This window comes from Clostridium sp. UMB9555A (assembly GCF_030222355.1).
GTDB classification, from domain to species: Bacteria; Bacillota; Clostridia; order Clostridiales; family Clostridiaceae; genus Sarcina; species Sarcina perfringens.
This window is the reverse complement of sequence record NZ_JASORQ010000002.1, coordinates 721,993-743,141: the sequence shown is the minus strand read 5'-3', so window position 1 is coordinate 743,141 and position 21,149 is coordinate 721,993. Positions and strand designations below refer to the sequence as shown.

Genomic DNA, 21,149 nt, shown 5'->3' with positions numbered 1-21,149 from the left:
TAGAGTTATTTCTTTTTGTGTAATTTTTATAATATCTTGAATATCACAATGATTTTCTCATTTGAACTTCTATTATTTATTAAACATTTTTTTCTAAGGAAATCTTACAACATTGTAAGGTTTATGAAAGATAAATAAATATGTGATTTCTCTTAAAGAGGATAAAATAATATTGTAAGATGAAACGAGGAGGAACAAAATATGAAAAATATTTTAAGTGTAGAAAATATAGAAAAGTATTATGGAAACAAAGATAACATAACAAAAGCAATAGACAATATTAACTTTAAGGTTGATAAGGGAGAGTTTGTTGGAATAATGGGACCATCAGGAAGTGGTAAGACAACATTGCTTAATTGTATATCAACTATAGATAATGTTACTACAGGAAGTATAGTTATTAATGGAAAAGATATTACAAAATTAAAAGCAAAGCAATTAGAGAAATTTAGAAGAGATGAATTAGGATTTATATTCCAAGATTTTAATTTATTAGATACCTTAACAGCTTATGAAAATATAGCTTTAGCATTAACAATACAAGGTAAAAAGCCTAAGGAAATAGATTCTCTTATTAAAAAGGTTGCAAAGAGTTTAGGGATAGATGGAATATTAAATAAGTTTCCATATCAAATATCAGGTGGACAAAAACAAAGGGTTGCTTCAGCTAGAGCAATTGTTACTAATCCATCATTAATCTTAGCTGATGAGCCAACAGGAGCTTTAGATTCAAAATCAGCTAGAATGCTTTTAGATTCTTTTGAAAGTTTAAATAAAGATTTAGAAGCTACAATACTTATGGTAACTCATGATGCTTTCACAGCAAGCTATGCTCATAGAATTTTATTTATAAAAGATGGAAAAATATTTAATGAATTAGTAAGAGGAACAGATTCAAGAAAAGAATTTTTTGATAGAATTATTGAGGTTATAACACTTCTTGGAGGGGATGATAGGGATGTATTTTAAGATTGCTTTAAACAATGTTAGAAAGAGCTTTAAAGATTATTCAATATACTTTCTAACATTAACTCTTGGAGTATGTATATTCTATGCATTTAACTCCGTAGGAGATCAAAAAGCCTTTTTAGAACTTGGAAAAAGACAGGCTGAATATATAAACATATTACAAAGGTTAATATCTGGAATATCTGTATTTATATCTTGTGTTTTAGGTGGATTAATTCTTTATGCAAACAACTTTTTAGTTAAAAAGCGTAAAAAAGAATTAGGTATATATATGACCCTTGGTATGGGAAAAAACAAAATTTCAAAAATACTTACATATGAAACAGCTCTAGTAGGAATTATATCATTAGTTGTAGGTTTAGGAGCAGGGATAATAGTTTCTCAAGGAATATCTGCCTTTGCAGCTAAATTATTTGAGGTATCTCTAAGCAATTATAAATTCTTATTATCAACTGATGCTATTTTAAAAACTATTTTATACTTTGGTATAATTTTTATTTTAGTTATGCTTTTTAATACTTTTGTAATTTCAAAGTATAAACTTATAGATATGTTAACAGCTGCTAAGAAAAATGAGGATATAAAAATAAAAAATCCTATATTAACAGCAATAATCTTCTTTATATCTTTAGGATTATTAGGAGTTGCGTATAAATTAGTAATTAAAGTTGGATTAGATCCTACAAATAGTATGTTCTTAGGGTCAATAGTATTAGGAGTTTTAGGAACATTACTTTTATTCTTTAGTTTAGCAGGATTTGTTTTATATGTTTTACAAAAAAATAAGAATGTTTACTTAAAAGGATTAAATATTTTTGTATTAAGACAAATGAATAGTAAAATAAATACTAACTTTTTATCAATGACAGTAATATGTCTTATGTTATTCTTAACAATAAGTACATTAGCAACTGGTTTAAGTTTTAAAAATGCCTTAGAAAAAGGATTAGAATCTACAACTCCATTTGACGCATCTGCTACTTATTATGTTGATGAGGATAATAAAATAAAAACTGCTGAAGAGTCAATAAAAGAGTTAGGCTTTAAATTTAATCCAGAGGATAAAATTGTTTCATATAATGAATATAAATTAGAAAAAACTAATTTAGAAAGCTTATTAAACAAAAATTCAGAAGGTAAAAATATAAAAGATATAGTAGAAGCAATGACTTACAAGGGAACAAATGCCATAAGTATAAGTTCATATAATGATATAAGAGCTTTAAGTGGTGAAAAATCAGTAAGTTTATCTAATAACGAAGTATTAATTTCATCTAACTTAGGTGAAGTAGAGAATACTTTAAAAAATATTATTAAAAATAATGACAAAATAGAAATTGATGGTAAGGAATATAAGATTGCCAATAATGCCTTAATTGGAGAGGGAAAAGTTATAAAAGAGGCATTTGAAAGTACTGGAATGACAAATAACTTTTTCACTTTAATAGTGCCAGATAATATTGTTTCTAATTTAAAGCCTATTGCAAATAAAATCAATATAAACTTCCCTAAAAATTCAAAGGAAGAAGAACAAAGAGTACAAAAATTATTCAATGACTATAGAGATGGAATTGTTGATTTAAGTAAATATGGTTTTGTAAATGGATATACAAGAGCACGTATTTATGAAGATAATAATGGAATGACAAATACAGTATTATTTATAGGAATATATTTAGGAGTTATATTCTTAATATCAAGTACTGCAGTACTTGCTCTTCAACAATTATCAGAAGCTAGTGATAGTATTGATAGATATAAATCTTTAAGAAGAATTGGTGTATCTCAAAAGATGATAAATAAATCAATATTTACACAGGTAAGTATTTATTTTGGATTACCATTAGTTGTAGCTTTAGTTCACTCAGTGGTTGCAATAAAGGTTGTGAATGGATTCCTAACTATGTTTAATAAACCAGATATAGGAGCCTCATCCTTAGTAACTGCCTTAATAATGGTAATTGTTTATGGTGGATATTTCTATGCAACATATACTGGATATAAATCAACAGTAAAAAATGCTTTAAAGCAAAAATAATATAATAAAAATAGTTAAGGAGCTTGAATTTAATCAAGCTCCTTAAATTATATTCTATTTAAAATATAATTTATATTTACCCTATTATTTATATTAAACTTCTTGTATAAATTAATCAAAAGTAACATTAATATCTAGAAAATATAAAGTTATTTAAAATGAAAAGAAAAGCTAAAATATAATTATTGATAAATCTTACAAATTATGTTTTTATAAAGGTATAATTCAATAAATTGAGAGGGTAGGTTATATGGGAAAGTTAAAAAGTTATATTTTTAAAATGTATGAAAGTGAATATTGGTATGGACCTGTAGTTAACGATGGCATAAAATATCCACTTAATTTTAATTCTAAATATGAAGTGGATGTATATCCAAATAAGAGTCCTAATCAGGTTAATACAATATTGCTTTCTAATAAAGGAAGATATATATGGTGTGATTCAGTATTTGTTTTAAAAGTTTATAGTGGAGTTATAGAAATATTAAGTGAAAAATCTGTTCCACAATTGTATGAAAAGGGAGAAACTTTAAAAGAAGCTTTTTTACATGCAGCAAATAAATTTTTTAAGCCTAATGGTAAAGTACCACCTAAGAGTTTTTTCACTAAACCACAATATAATACTTGGATTGAACTTTTATATGATCAAAGAGAGGAAAAAATATTAGAGTATGCTAATTCTATAGTAGAAAATGGTATGCCTGAGGGAATAATAATGATTGATGATGGATGGAGTGACTATTATGGAAGATGGAAATTTAATGGGGAAAAGTTTAAAAATCCTAAGGGGATGATAAATAAATTACATGAGTTAGGTTTTAAAGTAATGTTATGGACATGTCCCTTTATTACTCCTGATACACAAGAATTTAGATATTTAAGAGATAGAGAGTGTTTAGTAAAAAATAAAGATGGCTCTGTTTCAATAAAAAAATGGTGGAATGGTTATTCAGCAGCACTAGACTTAACAAATCCTGAGGCAGTTAAATGGTACTTAGATCAAAATGATTTTTTAATTGAAGAATATGGAGTTGATGGATTTAAATTTGATGCTGGAGATGCTAGTTTTTATAGTAATGATGACTTAACATATAAGAAAATAGAGGCTAATGAACATAGTAAACTTTGGGATTTATTAGGACTGAACTATGAATTTAATGAGTTTAGAGCTTGCTTTCAATGTGCAGGATTACCTTTAGTACAAAGGTTAGCAGATAAAAATCATAGTTGGGAATATAATGGTGTTTCATCTCTTATTCCTAATCAGTTAGCACAGGGGATTTTAGGATATTCATATACTTGTCCAGATATGATTGGAGGGGGAGAATATCTTAACTTTTTAGAAAATAGTTCTAATTTAGATGAAGAATTATTTGTACGATATGCTCAATGTGCAGCCCTTATGCCAATGATGCAATTTTCAGCAGCACCTTGGAGAGTATTATCTAAAGAAAATTTTGAAATTTGTAAAAAAGCAGCTTGGGAGCATGTTAAATACTCAGAATATATTTATGATTTAGCAAAAGAATCTAGTAGAAGTGGGGAGCCAATAGTTAGATATATGGAGTATGAATTTCCTAATGAGAATTTAGAAGAAATTAAAGATCAATTTATGTTAGGAGAAAAATATATGATAGCACCTAATATAAAAAAGGGAGCTAGAAAAAGAATGGTGAACTTTCCAAGGGGAAAATGGAAATATAAAAATGATGAATTTATTATAGGGCCAAGGATTAAAGAATTTAATTCACCATTAGAAGAGATTTTAATTTTTGAAAGAGTAAATTAATAAATAAAGTGAATTAAAATAACTTTTTATAAAGCTTACAAACAATATGAAAAGAATATCTAGATGAGTTTTAGAATTTAAATTCTTAGTGAAATCTAGTAATTCTCGAAATATGTTTGTAAGCTTTATTATTATGTTTTGAACTTAAAATTCGTAATCTACAACAACTCTTGATGATGCTACTTTTTTTACAAAGGAACCAGCTTTAACATGGTCAGGATTCTTTTGATATGAATCTAAATCTTCTAAAGAATTAAATATTGAATATAAAACTACATCATAAGCTTGCTCTGACTTATTAACATCTATTCCTACTTCAATATGAACTATTTCATTAATTTTTCCTTTTAAATCTTCTAGTGAGTTTTTTATTATTTTAGCGTTTTCGGCTTTAGAATTTCCTTCAGCTTCATCTTTTAATTTCCACATTACTATATGTTTTATCATAAAAATCATCTCCTAGTTTACATGTATTTCTATAAATCAATTATATAATAATATTTTCTAGAATAAAAATATATAGGAAGTTTTTTCATTATTAACTTATCAATAATGTTCTAAAACATCATAGGGGGTATAAAAGATGAATAAAAAGAAAATAGGAGCTTTGCTCTGTGGGATTTTTATTGCAAATTTCATAGGAAGCTCTGCTACGATTACAGTTAAGGCAAAGGATAAAGTTGATGATTTAAGGGGAGAATATGTGAACTTGGCTTTAGAAAAGGATGTAAAGGTTTCGGGTTTAGAATCTACTAATAGTTGGAAAGGAGATAAGGCAGTAGATGGAGATTATATTACGGAAGATTCTAGATGGTCAAGTGGAGAGGTAACTTCAACAAATCCACAATGGTTATCTGTGGACTTAGGAGATGAATATGTTATAGATCATTTAAATATAAGATGGCAGAATTTTGCTTATGCAACTGAGTTTAAGATTCAAAAATCTTCTGATAATGAGAATTGGACTGATATAACAGGCACTTTAACTAATCCTTTAGGCAAAAATGAAGCGGATAGAAACAAAGTTAATAGAATAGATTTAGAAAAGGAAGAAACAACAAGATATATAAGAGTATTAATAACTAAGAAAAATCAATGGAATAGTGTTAGTATTAGAGAATTTGAAGTTATGGGTTATAAACTTTTTAAGGGAAACGTAGCTGAAGGTAAGGAAACAAAGGCATCTGCTGTAGAAAATAATAATACAAACTGGGGCGCTAATAAGGTAGTAGATGGAGATAAAACAAGTGATGACTCTAGATGGTCAAGTCCTACAATGCCAGTTATACCTAATAATGATAGCCACCAATGGGTTTATATTGATTTTGGGAAAAGTCTAGATATTGAAAGTGCAAAGATTCATTGGTATAAAAAGGCCTTTGCAGAGGACTATAGCATTGAAGTTTCTGATGATGGTAAGGAATGGAGAGAAGTTAAAAAGGTAACTCATGATTCAGGAAACGATATGAATATGATTGATGAGATAAATTTTGACAACAAAGAAAATGCTAGATATTTAAGAGTTTATATAAGAGAGAGAAATGCTAATGCATATAATAATGTCTCTATACGTGAGATAGAAGTTTTGGGAGAGGAAAAAATAGTACCGGATTTTACTCCTTCTTTAGAACAAATTGCAAATGGAATAACCTCTCTTCCAGAAGTGACTATAAGTGACGAAATGATTAAATTGCCAGAAGTGCCTGAGGGATTTGGAATTGAATTAAAAGGAAGTGAATTTGAAAATGTAATAACTCACGGAGGAGAAATTAATGATTCCAATATAGTTGATAGAGATGTCAGTTTATTATTTGAAATATATAAGGAAGATGAGCCAGAAAAGACTGTGGAAAAAAGTTTAACACTAACTGTACCAGAAAAAACATCTTTAAATGAGGAATTTTTCCCTAAGGTAGATAATGGGAATGGAGAGCCGAAGGTTATTCCAAGCCTTCAAGAATGGTATGGCTTAGAAGGAAACTTTAATTTAACAGAAGGGTCAAGGATTTTAATTAATGATAAAAATAATGTTGACTTAATGAAAGTTGCTAAGCTTTTTAATGAAAGTTTAAAGGATTTTAAGGGAATTGAATTAGAAATAGTGGAAGTTTCTTCAGATGAATCAGTTAAAGAAGGTGATATTTATATAGAGTCTCAGCTAGAAGATAAATATGAGGTTGGTAAAGAAGGGTACTTTACACAAGTTCAAGATTCTATAAAGATTTATTCAAGTTATTATACTGGCGCCTTATATGGTACAACCACTTTACTTCAAATATTATGGCAAGATGAAAATCACAGTTCTATTCCATGTGGAGTTATAAGAGATTTCCCTAAGTATGAGATTAGGGGGGCTATGCTTGATGTGGCTAGGATGCCAATGAGAATGGAGTTTTTAGAGGACTATTCAAAGATATTATCTTGGTATAAGATAAATGAATTCCATATTCATTTAAATGATAATCAGTGGGCTCCACAAGGTACTAATTTTAATAAACCTGAAAATTGGGATTCAGTTTATAGTGCATTTAGACTAGAAAGTAAAAATCATCCTGGACTAAAGCCTAGTAATGATGATTTGAATGATCCATATTACACTCAAGAAGAATTTGTGAACTTGCAAAAAGATGCAATGAATAGGGGAATGGAGGTTGTTCCAGAAATAGATACTCCTGCACATTCACTTCCTTTTACAAAATATAATAGGGAAAAAGGAACACCAATAAACTCAGAAAAGTATTGGTTTGATCATATTGATATAGATAATCCAGAGGGAGCTAAATTTATAAAAGGATTATTTGATGAATTTTTAGATGAAGAAAATCCTATTTTCTTGGGAGATACAGTTCATTTAGGAATAGATGAATATGATACTAGAGTTGGAGACAAGTTTAGAAAATATGCAGCAGATATGTCTCAATATTTAATAGATAAAGGTAAAACACCTAGAGTTTGGGGTTCTTTAAAACCATTTGGTGGAGAAACAATGCTACCAAAGGATACAATTATAGATGTTTGGAGCTTAGGATGGGAAGATCCAAAAGCCAGAATTGATGAAGGATATAAATTAGTAAATGTTCCTCAACCATATACCTATATAACACCATCAAGATGGCATAAGGATTTTATGGATACTCAATATGTATATAATAATTGGGAGCCAGTTCAGTTCAATGGAAATACATCTTTACCTTTAGGAGAGCCTAATCTTTTAGGAGGAAAAATGGCAATTTGGGGAGATGAATCAATGGAAGGAATAGTCGAAATGGACTTACATGAAAGATTGCTTCCAGCTGTTGCAACTATTGGTGAAAAAACATGGAGAGGAAATAGAGAAGATAAAGATTACACTGAGTTTATAAAAACATTTAACTCTCTTGATGAAGGACCTAATACTGAAGTTTCAAGAGAAGTCGAAAGTAAGAGTGATATTGTTTTAGAATATGATTTTAAAACTTCAGATGGAAGAGATACTAGTGGTAATGCATATGATGGAACAATTAAAAATGGAGAGTTTAAAGAAGAAGAGGCAAATAAATATTTAAGTTTAAATGGAGAAACAGTAATTGAAACTCCTTTAAAAGCAATAACTTATCCGTATACAGTTTCATTTGATCTTAAGGTTGAGGAATTAGGTAATGTAATGAATATTTTCTCAGGTTATGAGGGAGAGTTAAAAGTTTTAGAAGATGGAACTTTATCAATAAGAAGAAGTTTTTATGAACAAAATTTTGATTACAAAATACAAAAAGATAAGTGGACAAATATAACCTTAGTTGGTACTTTTGAAAACTTAGCTTTATATGTTGATGGAGAGTTTGTTCAGCAACTTCATAGTAATAGAAAGCATGATAATTCTATAATAAGTGGGCAAGAATTTTATACTACTTTCGTTCTTCCACTAGAAAAGATAGGAGAAGGACTAAAGGGAGGAATAGACAACATCAAACTATATAATAGAGTATTATCTGATGAAGCTATAGGAGGAGAAAAGAATTCTAAAGTCAATTTGGCTTGTGGAAAGGATGCATATTCTTCTTCAAATGATTTATTATACACAAATGAGTGGAGAGCAACAGATGGTAATATTAAAAATGAAGGCTCTAAATGGGTATCAAAAAATTCTGATAATCAATGGCTTATGGTTGACTTAGGAAAAGTTACTGATATAAATGAAGTTTTAGTAAGATGGAGTAATCCAGCAAGTGAATTTTCAATTGAAATATCAGAAGATGGAGAGAACTGGAATAAGATTTCAAGTGTAACTAATAATTTAGAAAAAATCAATAGTATAGAGTTTGGAAATGAAAAAGCAAGATATGTAAGAGTAAATTGTATTAAGAGAACTAATAATTCTCCATATTCAATTCTTGAATTAGAGGTATATGGAGAACAGAAAAAAGTTGAGAGTTTACAAGGAGATTTTAATGAAAATGGAAATGTAGATTTAGGAGACTTGGCATTAGCATCTAAGTATTATGGAAAAGAAAAAGAAGAATGGGATTTAGATGGAGATAAGGTTATAGGTGAATATGAGATTAACTTTATATCTGAAAGAGTTTTAGATTAAATTAAAAAGAGTTAAATTAAGAGTTGGGATGTATTAAAGATAAATATGAAAACTTATAAAAGTGTTTATTTATGAGTTTTATTGAAAGTTTGCTTTTATATACATCCCTTTTTAATTTTTGTATTGTATCGATTCTATTGGTGATTTTGAATAGTTGTGTTATTTTTTATACAAGAGAAAAATGAGAGTGTTTGGAGGAATGAATTATGAATTGTAATAAAACTATTTATACACCAGGGCCTACTAATTTAAGGGAGAATGTAAGAGGAGCAAGGGCTTTAAAAACTACAAATCCAGATGTTGATATGGATTTTGTTGAGTTTTATAAGGAAACTTGTGATAGATTTGGAGAGATTATAAATACTAAAAATGATTGCTATATACTTTCTGGAGAAGGAATTTTAGGATTAGAAGCTGCTTGTGCATCCTTAACTGAAAAAGGAGATAAGGTTTTAGTAATTGACAATGGCTTATATGGAAGATGGTTTGATGGCTTTGTAACCATGTATGGAGGAGAGGTAACTTATTTTTCAGGAGATTATACTAAAGAGATTGATGTTGAAGCTTTATCTAAGTTTTTAGAGAATAATAATGATTTTAAATATGCCACAGTTGTTCATTGTGATACTCCAACGGGAGTATTAAATCCTGTTGATAAAATTTGTCCATTACTTAAGTGTTATGGAATTTTGACAGTTGTTGATTCTGTATCAGCTATGGTAGGAGAAGAATTTAAGGTGGATAAATGGCAAATTGATATAGCCCTAGGTGGTTCTCAAAAGGCATTTTCAGCAGAACCAGGACTTACTATGGTTAGTATAAGTGATGATGCAAGAAAGGTTATGGAAAATAGAGAAACACCTATTATAGGTTTTTATTGCAATCTGAATATATGGAAAAATTATTATGAAGATAAGTGGTTCCCATATACAATGCCAATAAGTGATATTATTTCTCTTAGGGTTGCTATAGACAATATTCTAGAGGAAGGAAAGGAAAAAGTTATTGAAAGACATAGAAAAATTGGAGAAGCAACTAGAAAGGCAGTAAAAGAATATGGATTAGATTTATTCTTAAAAAGTGGATATTCAAATACAGTTACAGCTGTGGAAATACCAGAAGAAATAGGTGCTTTAAACTTAAGAAATCATCTAAATAAAAAATATAATGTATTAATGTCAACATCTTTAGATAAATATGAAGATAAATTATTAAGAATTGGACATATGGGAGAAAATGCAAATATAGAAGATATAACCTATGTCCTAAATGCTATAGACAAGGCTTTAAAAGATTTAGGCTTTTCAAGTGAAAAACAATTAAATAAATTATTTATAGAAAATATTTAATAGGTTTTACTAAAACAATTAATTTGTATTTAAGTGCTTAATAAAGGAAATAGCAACTCTTTATTAAGCACTTTTTATGTTTGTATAAATTTAACAGTGGATTTAAAATTACGATATAAAAAAATGATATTATGTAGAAAATGAAATAGTAAGGAGAGTTTTCAATGAAATCAAAGAAATTAATAGTATATTTATTAATTGGAATAGTTTTATTTTCTATAGTTATTTTTATTGGATTTAGATTAGAAGATGAATCAAAGAAAAAAACAAGTAAATTTGAAAAATTTTTAGAGGCAAATAGAAAGTTAGAAAAAGAAAATGAATTAAGTGGAGGCTTTCCATACACATTAGAATTTCTAGATTATAATATAACTATAAATTCAGTAAAAGTATTTAAAGATTATGCATTATTTGATTATTCAGTAAAAAAGATTGATGGAGGATATATAAATCTTACGGATGTCAATATTACTGGAAATGTGAATTTTAAAGGGAGAGAATTTTATATATCTTCAAATGATGTTGAAAGAAGATGGGAATATTCTACTGTACGTATTATTTCAACTGGAGAAATAATTGCTAAAGAAAATACGGATTCACCTGCAAACTTAAGCTTTTCAATTAATGCTAGATCAGCTGATGGTAGTTATATAGCAAAGGATGTATCCATAAAAGAAGAAGTTTGTTTAACAGAAGAAGATTATTTAAGTTTAAATAAAAAAATTACTTTTGATAATGTTGATTTTGAAATTCGTAGTTTATCAAATTTTGAATTTGGCTCATTACTGTATATTTTTGTTGGTAATAAAGATGAAGAAGAATGTAAAAGAATTGCTAATCAGTATGCTGTGAAGTTAATAAGTGGAGGTTATGAAAGAAGCTTTGATTTAGAAAAATGGGTTGGGTTTACTGAGTTAGCCATAAGAAAATATAGTAGTATTGATGAAAGATATGATAAGGATTCAAAGCATGATCAGTTTTATATGTCAAGAATATTCTATAACTTAAATGAAGTTGATAGAGATAATATGGAAGTTTATTTAATTAACAATATAACCAAAGAGGAAATACGTATTATATAACAACTTAATAAATTGAAATTATTTATGAGGTTTATTTATAAATTGTTTAGGCGAATTTTATTATGGTTGTATTAATAAGAACTTTGTTTTATTTTAGCTAAAAATTTTAACTTTAAATTTAGAATATAAAACCTCAAAAAGGGAAAAATTAAATTGTACTTATATTTTTAGAAATAAGAGTAGATAGACTATAAAATTAAATTTTGAGGTGGAGTTCATGGATTTAAAAGGAAGTAAAACAGAAAAGAATCTTTTAACAGCCTTTGCTGGAGAGTCACAAGCTAGAAATAAATATACTTTCTATGCAGAGAAAGCTAGACTAGAAGGATATAACAAGATAGCTGATATCTTTGAAGAAACTGCTCATAATGAGATGGCTCATGCAAAGATTTGGTTTAAGTTTTTAAATGATGGTACAGTTGGAGAAACTGTAGATAATTTAAAAGATGCAGCTGGTGGAGAAAACTATGAATGGACAGATATGTATGCTGAGTTTGCTAGGGAAGCAAGAGAAGAAGGTTTTAATGAAATAGCATTCATATTAGAAAAAGTAGGAGAAATAGAAAAGCACCATGAAGAAAGATATTTAGAATTATATAATCTATTGAAGAATGGTGAAATATTTAAAAAAGATGAAAAACAATTATGGAGATGTCAAAACTGTGGATTTATTTTAGAATCAACAGTAGTACCAGAAAAGTGCCCTGTTTGTCATCATCCAAAAGCATACTTTGAACTAGTTTGCGATAAATTCTAATTATAGTATTTAATAAGGATTAAATTATATTGTTTTATAGAATTAACTTCTTCCGCAAATTAGCATATTACCTATAAAAAGATTTATTTTAATCCTTTTTAAATAAATTGAGATCAAGGCTTAGGTTTTAAGATTTCTTCCTAGCCTTGGTCTTATTTATTTTACTCCATTTTTTCATTCATAAGATAAAAGTTCAAAATATAGAAGTTAAAAGCTTTCTTATTTGAAGTTAACTTAGGTTATAGAAAATACCTAAATTCAACATCTATAAAAGATAACCTGAATTTAAAAGTTAAAATTATAATTTAAGAGATTTTAAATTGAATTTAAATTATTAAAAATATGAACTATAAAACTAATATTTGTCCACTTTACACTTAATTGCTTATAAGATATCTTTAAAATATAGAATTTAGATGAATCGAAAGAAAAGAAGCCCATTAATTTGATTATTAAGGTATGATTCTAAGATTTATTTTATGATTTTTAAATTTATCAAGGGGTGAGATGAATGTTATTTCAGATAAATGAACGTAAGAATATTGTAAACGGTTTGTGTGAAAAGCTAGAAAAGGCAATATACAATGTAGTTGCGCCTTTAGAAATAGATATGTATATAACTAAGGAGCCAGTAAGTTATGAAAATAGACTAATTGGAGAGTACAAAAAAGGAATTATAGGAGAGTCTTGGGGAGAACTTTGGGACTGTGGTTGGTTTAACTTCAAGGGAGAAGTACCTAAAAGTTATGAAGGAGAAAATATTGTCCTTCTAATAGATATAAGTGGAGAAGCCTTTGTGGTAGATAAGAATGGAAATCCTATGAGAGGGCTTACAACTTTAAACTCAGAGTTTGATTTAAGCTTAGGAATGCCAGGTAAGAGAGAAGTTCCTATGTTTGAGAGAGCTGAAGGTGGAGAAGTTATAGATATATGGGCAGATTGTGCATGTAACGATTTATTTGGTAAATATAGAGATAATGGAATTATAAAAGATGCGTATATTGCAACTTGTAATGAAGAAGTAAAGGCTCTTTATTATGATGTAGAAGTTTTACATGAACTTATGAATCAATTACCAGAAGATAGTGCTAGATATCATACTATATTAAATGCACTTTATGAAGCATCAAAGGTATTAAGTGTTAAAACTGGAATGAGTGGATGTGATTTCTTAAAGGACGGAGTTGTTACTCAACAAGAAGTTACAATCTTAAATGAAGAAGAAGTTAAAAAAGCCAGAGAAATTTTAAAGAAAGAATTAGATAAAAAAGGTGGGGATCCTTCACTTTCAGTTTCAGCTATTGGACATGCTCATATAGATTTAGCTTGGTTATGGCCAATAAGGGAAACTATAAGAAAAGGAGCTAGAACATATTCAACAGTTTTAGCTAATATGGAAAAATATCCTGAGTATGTATTTGGAGCAAGTCAACCTCAACTTTATCAATGGATGAAAGAATACTATCCAGATTTATATGAAAGAATTAAAGAAAAAATAGAAGAAGGAAGATGGGAAGCTCAAGGAGGTATGTGGGTTGAACCAGATACTAATGTTCCATCAGGAGAATCTTTAGTAAGACAATTATTATATGGAAAGAGATACTTTAGAGAAGAATTTAAAAAAGAGATGGATACTTTATGGCTTCCAGATGTATTTGGATATTCAGCAGCTCTTCCACAAATTCTTAAAAAGAGTGGTGTAGATTATTTCATGACAATTAAATTATCATGGAACAATCATAACCAATTCCCACATCATACCTTTGTCTGGGAAGGATTAGATGGAAGTAGAGTATTATCACACATGCCACCAGAGGGAACTTATAATAGTTCAGCAGCACCAAGAGCCGTTGCTAAGTCAGAGAAAGCTTTCTTAGATAAAGGCTTATCAGATGAATGTTTAATGCTATTTGGAATTGGTGATGGAGGCGGTGGCCCAGGAGAAGAGCATTTAGAGAGATTAAGAAGAGAAAGAAATATAAATGGAATATCTCCTGTTAAGCAAGAACCTTCAAGTAATTTCTTTAAGAGAATAGAAAAAGATATAGATAAATACAGTGTGTGGAGTGGAGAGTTATACTTAGAGAAACACCAAGGAACTTACACTACACATGGTAAGAATAAAAAATATAATAGAAAGATGGAAATAGCTCTTAAGAACTTAGAGTTAGCAGCAATGCAAGCTAAAGTTTTAGGAAAGGGAGAATATCCTCAAGATGAAATAGAAAAAGTTTGGAAGGAAGTTCTTTTATATCAATTCCATGATATTTTACCAGGATCATCCATAGGCAGAGTTTATGATGAGTCAGTGGAAGCCTATGAAAAGATGCTTGCTAAGGTAGAAGGAATGACTGAAAAGTTATATAGAGATATTTTAGAAAGTGCAGATAGCAAAGAAGAGGGAGCTATATTAGTAAACTCTTTATCATGGAGTAGAGAGCAATGGATTAAGCTTTATGATAGATGGACAAGAGTTAACTTAAACTCTTTAAGTGGAGAAATAATTAAAAAAGAAGAAATTGAGCCATATTGTGAAATTTCAACTTTAAAAGTTTCAGAAAATAACTTAGAAAATGGATTGGTTAAAGTTGAGTTTAATGAAAATGGAACAATTGCAAGAATTTTTGATAAAGAATTAAATAAAGAAGTCTTAAGAGATGAAAAAGGAAATGAATTTAGAGTTTATGAAGATAATGGAGATGCTTGGGACTTCTCAGGAGTTTATGAAGATAGACCATCTGAAATTTTTGAGTTAGTAAAATCAGAAGTTATTGTAGATGGACCAAAGGCAACTATTAAGCAAAACTATAAATATGGAGATTCTACTTTAGTACAAGAAATAAGCATTTTAGAAGGTAGTAAGAGAATCGACTTTAAAACAAAGGTTGATTGGAAAGAAAATGGTAAGATGCTTAGAACCTCTTTCAATACTAATGTTTATACTAGAGAGGCAGATTGCGAAATACAATTTGGTACAATAAAGAGACCTACTCATGGAAATACTTCATGGGATATGGCTAAGGGTGAAATATGTGCTCAAAGATGGATAGATTTATCACAAAGGGATTATGGAGTTGCTTTAATAAATGATTCTAAGTATGGACACAATGTTTCAGAAACTAAGATAGACTTAAATCTATTAAGAAGTCCAGGATATCCAGATCCAAATGCTGATAGAGGAGAGCATGAATTTACTTATTGCTTATTCCCACACAGAGGAGACTATATTGAAGGAAATGTTGTTCATGAAGCTCATGAAGTTAATGTTCCAATACAAGTAATTTATAGTGAAAATTTAGGTGAAAACCTAGTTAAAGAAGCAATGGCTTCAATAGATTGTGAAAATGTAATAATTGATACAATTAAAAAAGCTGAAGATGGTGACCAAATGATAATCAGATTATATGAGTGTCATGGAGAAGATGCTAAGGCCAAAGTTAATATAAATGTTCCATATGAAAAGGTAGAAATGGTTAACTTAATAGAAGATAGCATAGATGGAAAAGAATTAAACAAAGAAACAATGCACCTTACATTTAAACCATTTGAGGTTCATACTTTAAAAGTAACATTAAAGTAGTTAAGAATTTAAAGAGTATTAAAACCTTTAAAGAACTTTAAGCTTTAAATTATAATTAAGAATTTAAGTAATATTTATATAGAAGGATAATACTAACAGATAATAAGGGAATTAAAAGAAACACTTCTAATTACTTAAAGAAAATGGTAAGCATAGCTTGCCAAGGGGGAAATTAGGTATAAGGAAAAGGCAACCTTTGAGGGAGGGTTGTCTTTTTTGTTTGATTAAAAATTGTATTACTGAAATTTTATAGTACTTACTCTAAATCTGTTTTTAATAGAGCATATTGAGCTATATCAAAAAATTCACCTTTATTATCTTTTCTAGCTTTTCTAAGTACACCCTCAAACTTCATGCCACATTTTTTCATAACTTGTCCAGAAGCAGGATTAAGAACATGGTGTACTGCTTCTATTCTTGTGAAACCACATTGGAATAAATAAGAAAGAACCTCTTTTAAAGATTCACTTACTATTCCTTTATTCCAATATTTTTTGCTAAGACAATAACCTATGTGAGCTTGTTCTAAATAATTGTCAATAAATACTGCACCAATACTTCCAATAACTTCATTTGGATTTTCTTTTAAGGTTATTGCCCAGTGATAGTTTTCATCAGATTCATAGGCTTTAATCCAATTATCTAAGCATTCCTTAGTCACATTTAAATTTCCGTGAGGAGTCCAAGATAGATATTTTGTAACTTCAGGATCGTTTACCCAGTTTTTAAACATATTTTCAGCATCATCATAACAAAAAGGTCTAAGAGTTATTCTTTCCGTTGTAATGCATTTTGTTCCTTTATGATTTATCAAATTAATCACCTCTCATAAGAATAATTTAAATATATTATATACTTTAAAATGTATATTTCAATATTTTCCTATTATATTGTTGGTTTTTATTTTAAATTTATATGAATATACATATTTTAAACATAATTAGAGTTTTAAAATATATTTATATAATCTTTTACTTAGAATTAAAAGTGATATATAATATTGTAAACGTAATTAATTTAAATAATATGGAAAAAAAGAGAAAGGGTGAGTTAAATGAATAATTTTACTTTTTATAATCCTACTAAAATTAACTTTGGTAGAGGAGTTGAATCCTCTGTTGGAGAAGAAATTAAAAGCTTAGGAGCTAGTAAAGTACTTTTTCATTATGGTGGAGGAAGTATTAGAAAAAATGGGTTATATGATAGAATTTTAGATTCTTTAAATAAAGCAGGATTACATGTAATAGAACTTGGAGGAGTTAAGCCTAATCCTAGATTAAGTTTAGTTAAAAAGGGAATCGAGCTTTGTAAAAATAGTAAAGTTGACTTTATACTTGCTGTTGGGGGAGGAAGTGTTATTGACTCAGCTAAAGCCATAGCTCTTGGTGTTCCTTATGATGGAGATGTATGGGATTTCTTTACTAAAAATATTAAAATAGAAAAAGCTTTACCATTAGGTACAGTATTAACAATACCAGCGGCAGGAAGTGAATCAAGTTCAGGAACTGTTATAACTAATGAAGATGGATGGTATAAGAGATCAACAGGATCACCACTTTTATATCCTAAATTTTCAATGTTAAATCCAGAACTATGCTTTACTTTACCAGAATATCAAATAGCAGCTGGAAGTGCAGATATTTTAGCACATTTAATGGAAAGATATTTCACAAACACAAAGAATGTTGAACTTATAGATAGATTAATCGAGGGAACAATGAAAACAGTAATAAATAATGTTCCTAAGGTATTAAAAAATAAGGAAGACTATGATAGCTTTGCAGAGGTTATGTGGGCTGGAACAATAGCACATAATAATCTTTTAAGCACAGGAAGAGAAACAGATTGGGCATCACATAATATAGAGCATGAATTAAGTGGAATATATGATGTTACTCACGGAGCAGGATTAGCTGTTATATTCCCAGCTTGGATGAAGTTTGTTTATAAACATGATTTAGATAGATTCAATCAATTTGCTACTAGAGTATTTGATGTTAAAGTTGAAGATAAAACTAAGGAAGAGGTTGCCTTAGAAGGAATTAAGAAACTTGAAGAATTCTTCAAATCAATAAATCTTCCAGTAACTTTAAAAGAGTTAGAAATAGGTGAAGATAGATTAGAAGAAATGGCTAAAAAATGCACAGATAATGATGAGCATACAGTAGGTCATTTTGTAGAATTAAACACAGAGGACATCCTTGAAATATACAAATTAGCTTTATAGGATATTTTACCCTTAAGAAAATAAATAATAGCAAGTAGGAAAATAACTATATGTAAAATAGTATGGTATGTATCAAAATAACTTTTAATAAAACTTTTAACTATATTATGAGAATTAATAGATTATATTTTTTATAAGTTTTATTATTTAGTTTTGATACATATCCTTTTTTATTTTAAGTATTGTAAATGTTTAAATATTTTGCTAGTATCAGTTTATCTAAGCTTTTATAATTGTGGGAGGTTCAAAGAGAGGAGGAGTTAAGTATAAATAGGGAATATACTTAGCGCAATATAATGTTAAATAGGGAACTAGCTCAAAATATAGTTAATAAAATGATGGAGGTTATTCCTTACAATGTAAACATAATGAATCATAAGGGAGTAATAATAGGTAGTGGTGATTCAAGTAGAATAGGAATGATACATAATGGTGCTTTAGAAGCCTTAAGGGTAAAAAAGGTGGTTGAAATATCTAAGGATGTGGATAAGGTGAAATCTGGAGTTAATTCACCTATATTTTTTAGAGAAAAAGCTATAGGGGTTATTGGTATAACAGGGAATCCTAAAAATGTTAGGCAATTTACACAACTTGTAACTGTTACTGCTGAACTTTTAATAAATCAAGAATACACTTTGAATAAACATATAGTTAAAGAAAGATTGAAAGAGGAATTTATTTATGAGTGGCTGTATTCAAAAGAGGCCTATGACTTAGAATTCATTCAAAGGGGAGCCAATGTAGGTATTGATATTTCCTTAGATAGAATAATACTTGTATTGGAGTTTCAGAAAGATCAATTTAAGGAAATAATTAAAAAAATAAAAAGGTTCATAAAAGAAGAGGAGTATTATATAAATTTAACTTCAAATAGAATAGTTGTAATTTTGTTAGATAATAATTTGCTTTATAAAAGGTTAAAAGAATTAAAGGAAATTATGATGGATACAAATTCGAAGATAGGATTAAGCTCAAAACATAAAATTATATCAAAATCTATGAATGAGGCAGTGGAAGCAGTAGACATAGGAACTAAATTATATAAAAATGAGTTCTTTTATGATTATAAAAAAGTAAAGGTTTTTAGTTACTTAGATAATTTTTTAGATGAAGAGGAATGGAAAATTATTAAAAACAAGATATTACAGGAAAATATGGGAGAAGAATTATTAGAAACCTTTATATCTTATATGAAGCATAGTGGAGAGAGAAAAAAGACCGCAGAATCCTTACATATACATAGAAATACATTGAATTATAGACTAGAGAGAATTGAGGAAATAACAGGCTTAAGCTTTGATAATTATTTAGATTTATTTCAATTTTTGATTGCATATATAGTAAGTCAATTAAAATAAAAAAGGTTTTCTTTATGCGTTTGCATAAAGAAAACCTTTTTATTTTAGTAATATTAGATAATGATTTTGAATATGAAAACTTATACAATGAAAATCGTCAATATAAATAATAATAAATGAGTTTAATAAGAAGGAGGAATTTATTGTGAATGTAACAGTTACAGCTTTAGGTGCAGTAATTGCATTAGTTATTGCAATCACTCTTATCATAAAAAAGGTTCATCCAGCATACGGACTTATACTAGGAGCTTTAATAGGTGGACTTGTTGGTGGAGCAGGACTAACAGGGACAGTTAATTTAATGATGGATGGAGCCAAAAATATGATGCCTGCTATCCTTAGAATACTTACAGCAGGGGTACTAGCTGGGGTTTTAATTGAATCAGGAGCGGCAGCCAAGATTGCAGAGACAATAGTTGAGAAGATTGGAGAATCAAGAGCTCTTATAGCCTTAGCAATAGCTACTATGGTTTTAACAATGGTTGGAGTTTTTGTAGACGTTTCAGTAATAACAGTATCTCCAATAGCTTTAGCAATAGCTCACAAATCAGGTTTAAGTAAACCAGCTATATTATTAGCCATGGTTGGTGGAGGTAAGGCAGGAAATATAATGTCTCCAAACCCAAATACCATTGCGGCAGCAGATAATTTAGGAGTTTCATTAACTAATGTTATGATAGCAGGTATAGTACCAGCTATATTTGGAGTTATAATTACATGTATATTAGCAAGTAGAATAAAACAAAAAGGTTCTTTAGTAGAATCTGATGAACATATGAAAGAGTTAACAGATATGCCTGGATTTTTACCAGCGATGGTTGGACCATTAGTAGCAATAATATTATTAATGTTAAGACCAATAGCTGGCATTGCTATAGATCCATTAATAGCTTTACCAGTAGGTGGTATATGTGGAATACTAGCTATGGGAAAAATTAAGCATATTAATAAATATGCAACATATGGACTAGCTAAGATGAGTGGAGTGGCTATACTTTTAATAGGTACAGGTACTTTAGCAGGAATAATCGCTAACTCAGGATTAAAAGATGTTATTATAAGTGGAATAAATGCTTTAGGATTACCAAGCTTTATGTTAGCACCAGTTTCAGGAATACTTATGTCAGCGGCAACTGCCTCTACTACTTCAGGAACAGCGGTGGCTACATCAGTCTTTGGACCAACAATTGTTCAATTAGGAGTGGCACCACTTGCTACAGCAGCTATGATACATGCTGGGGCTACAGTTTTAGATCACTTACCTCATGGAAGCTTCTTCCACTCTACTGGTGGAAGCGTTTCAATGGATATGAAAGAGAGACTTAAACTTATACCATATGAATCTTTAGTTGGATTAACAATGACAATTGTATCAACTATAATATTTGGAATAATATTAAAATAGTTATTTAATAAATAAAGAAAAGTTT

13 protein-coding genes are annotated in these 21,149 nt (G+C 28.9%); 11 read left to right on the top strand and 2 right to left on the bottom strand.

The annotated features are described in order from the left end of the window. Positions 1 to 201 precede the first annotated feature (201 nt). From QP548_RS08720 to QP548_RS08710, 3 genes are all read left to right on the top strand, one after another. On the top strand, positions 202 to 969 hold the full coding sequence (locus QP548_RS08720) for an ABC transporter ATP-binding protein (protein ID WP_061426852.1): 768 nt from the start codon (positions 202 to 204) through the stop codon (positions 967 to 969). Beyond that, positions 959 to 3,007 carry an FtsX-like permease family protein gene (locus QP548_RS08715; RefSeq protein WP_061426854.1) on the top strand — a complete coding sequence of 683 codons (2,049 nt, stop codon included), beginning with the start codon at positions 959 to 961 and terminating at the stop codon, positions 3,005 to 3,007. The genes QP548_RS08720 and QP548_RS08715 overlap by 11 nt, the downstream gene beginning before the upstream one ends. A 250-nt stretch (positions 3,008 to 3,257) precedes the next feature. After that, the gene (locus tag QP548_RS08710) at positions 3,258 to 4,796 is read left to right on the top strand and encodes a glycoside hydrolase family 31 protein (RefSeq protein ID WP_061426856.1); all 1,539 of its coding nucleotides are present in this window, start codon (positions 3,258 to 3,260) and stop codon (positions 4,794 to 4,796) included. A 144-nt stretch (positions 4,797 to 4,940) separates the two neighbouring features. On the opposite strand, the gene QP548_RS08705 is transcribed toward QP548_RS08710, so the two are convergent. Next, positions 4,941 to 5,243: a Dabb family protein gene (locus tag QP548_RS08705; protein ID WP_061426857.1), complete on the bottom strand. Its 303-nt coding sequence runs from the start codon at positions 5,241 to 5,243 to the stop codon at positions 4,941 to 4,943. A 136-nt stretch (positions 5,244 to 5,379) separates the two neighbouring features. Between QP548_RS08705 and QP548_RS08700 the strand changes: the two genes are divergently transcribed. The 5 genes from QP548_RS08700 (at position 5,380) to QP548_RS08680 (ending at position 16,134) form a co-directional block, all read left to right on the top strand. Further along, positions 5,380 to 9,366, top strand: coding sequence for a discoidin domain-containing protein (locus QP548_RS08700; protein ID WP_075808120.1), 3,987 nt, complete (start codon positions 5,380 to 5,382; stop codon positions 9,364 to 9,366). A 206-nt stretch (positions 9,367 to 9,572) separates the two neighbouring features. Next, complete coding sequence (locus tag QP548_RS08695; RefSeq protein WP_061426861.1) at positions 9,573 to 10,715, top strand: pyridoxal-phosphate-dependent aminotransferase family protein; 1,143 nt, start codon at positions 9,573 to 9,575, stop codon at positions 10,713 to 10,715. Between the two features lie 164 nt (positions 10,716 to 10,879). Further along, positions 10,880 to 11,797: a hypothetical protein gene (locus tag QP548_RS08690; RefSeq protein WP_061426863.1), complete on the top strand. Its 918-nt coding sequence runs from the start codon at positions 10,880 to 10,882 to the stop codon at positions 11,795 to 11,797. A 217-nt stretch (positions 11,798 to 12,014) separates the two neighbouring features. Then, complete coding sequence (rbr, locus tag QP548_RS08685; protein WP_061426865.1) at positions 12,015 to 12,554, top strand: rubrerythrin; 540 nt, start codon at positions 12,015 to 12,017, stop codon at positions 12,552 to 12,554. Positions 12,555 to 13,065: 511 nt separating this feature from the next. Further along, positions 13,066 to 16,134 carry an alpha-mannosidase gene (locus tag QP548_RS08680; RefSeq protein WP_061426867.1) on the top strand — a complete coding sequence of 1,023 codons (3,069 nt, stop codon included), beginning with the start codon at positions 13,066 to 13,068 and terminating at the stop codon, positions 16,132 to 16,134. A gap of 256 nt (positions 16,135 to 16,390) precedes the next feature. Here the strand turns inward: QP548_RS08680 and QP548_RS08675 are convergent, their stop codons facing one another. Then, positions 16,391 to 16,948, bottom strand: coding sequence for a GNAT family N-acetyltransferase (locus QP548_RS08675; RefSeq protein ID WP_061426869.1), 558 nt, complete (start codon positions 16,946 to 16,948; stop codon positions 16,391 to 16,393). A gap of 240 nt (positions 16,949 to 17,188) precedes the next feature. Between QP548_RS08675 and QP548_RS08670 the strand changes: the two genes are divergently transcribed. From QP548_RS08670 to QP548_RS08660, 3 genes are all read left to right on the top strand, one after another. Continuing rightward, the gene (locus tag QP548_RS08670; protein ID WP_061426871.1) at positions 17,189 to 18,361 is read left to right on the top strand and encodes an iron-containing alcohol dehydrogenase; all 1,173 of its coding nucleotides are present in this window, start codon (positions 17,189 to 17,191) and stop codon (positions 18,359 to 18,361) included. Between the two features lie 296 nt (positions 18,362 to 18,657). Continuing rightward, on the top strand, positions 18,658 to 19,719 hold the full coding sequence (locus QP548_RS08665) for a CdaR family transcriptional regulator (RefSeq protein ID WP_061426873.1): 1,062 nt from the start codon (positions 18,658 to 18,660) through the stop codon (positions 19,717 to 19,719). A gap of 145 nt (positions 19,720 to 19,864) precedes the next feature. Beyond that, on the top strand, positions 19,865 to 21,124 hold the full coding sequence (locus QP548_RS08660) for a GntP family permease (protein ID WP_061426875.1): 1,260 nt from the start codon (positions 19,865 to 19,867) through the stop codon (positions 21,122 to 21,124). The last annotated feature ends 25 nt before the right edge of the window (positions 21,125 to 21,149 follow it).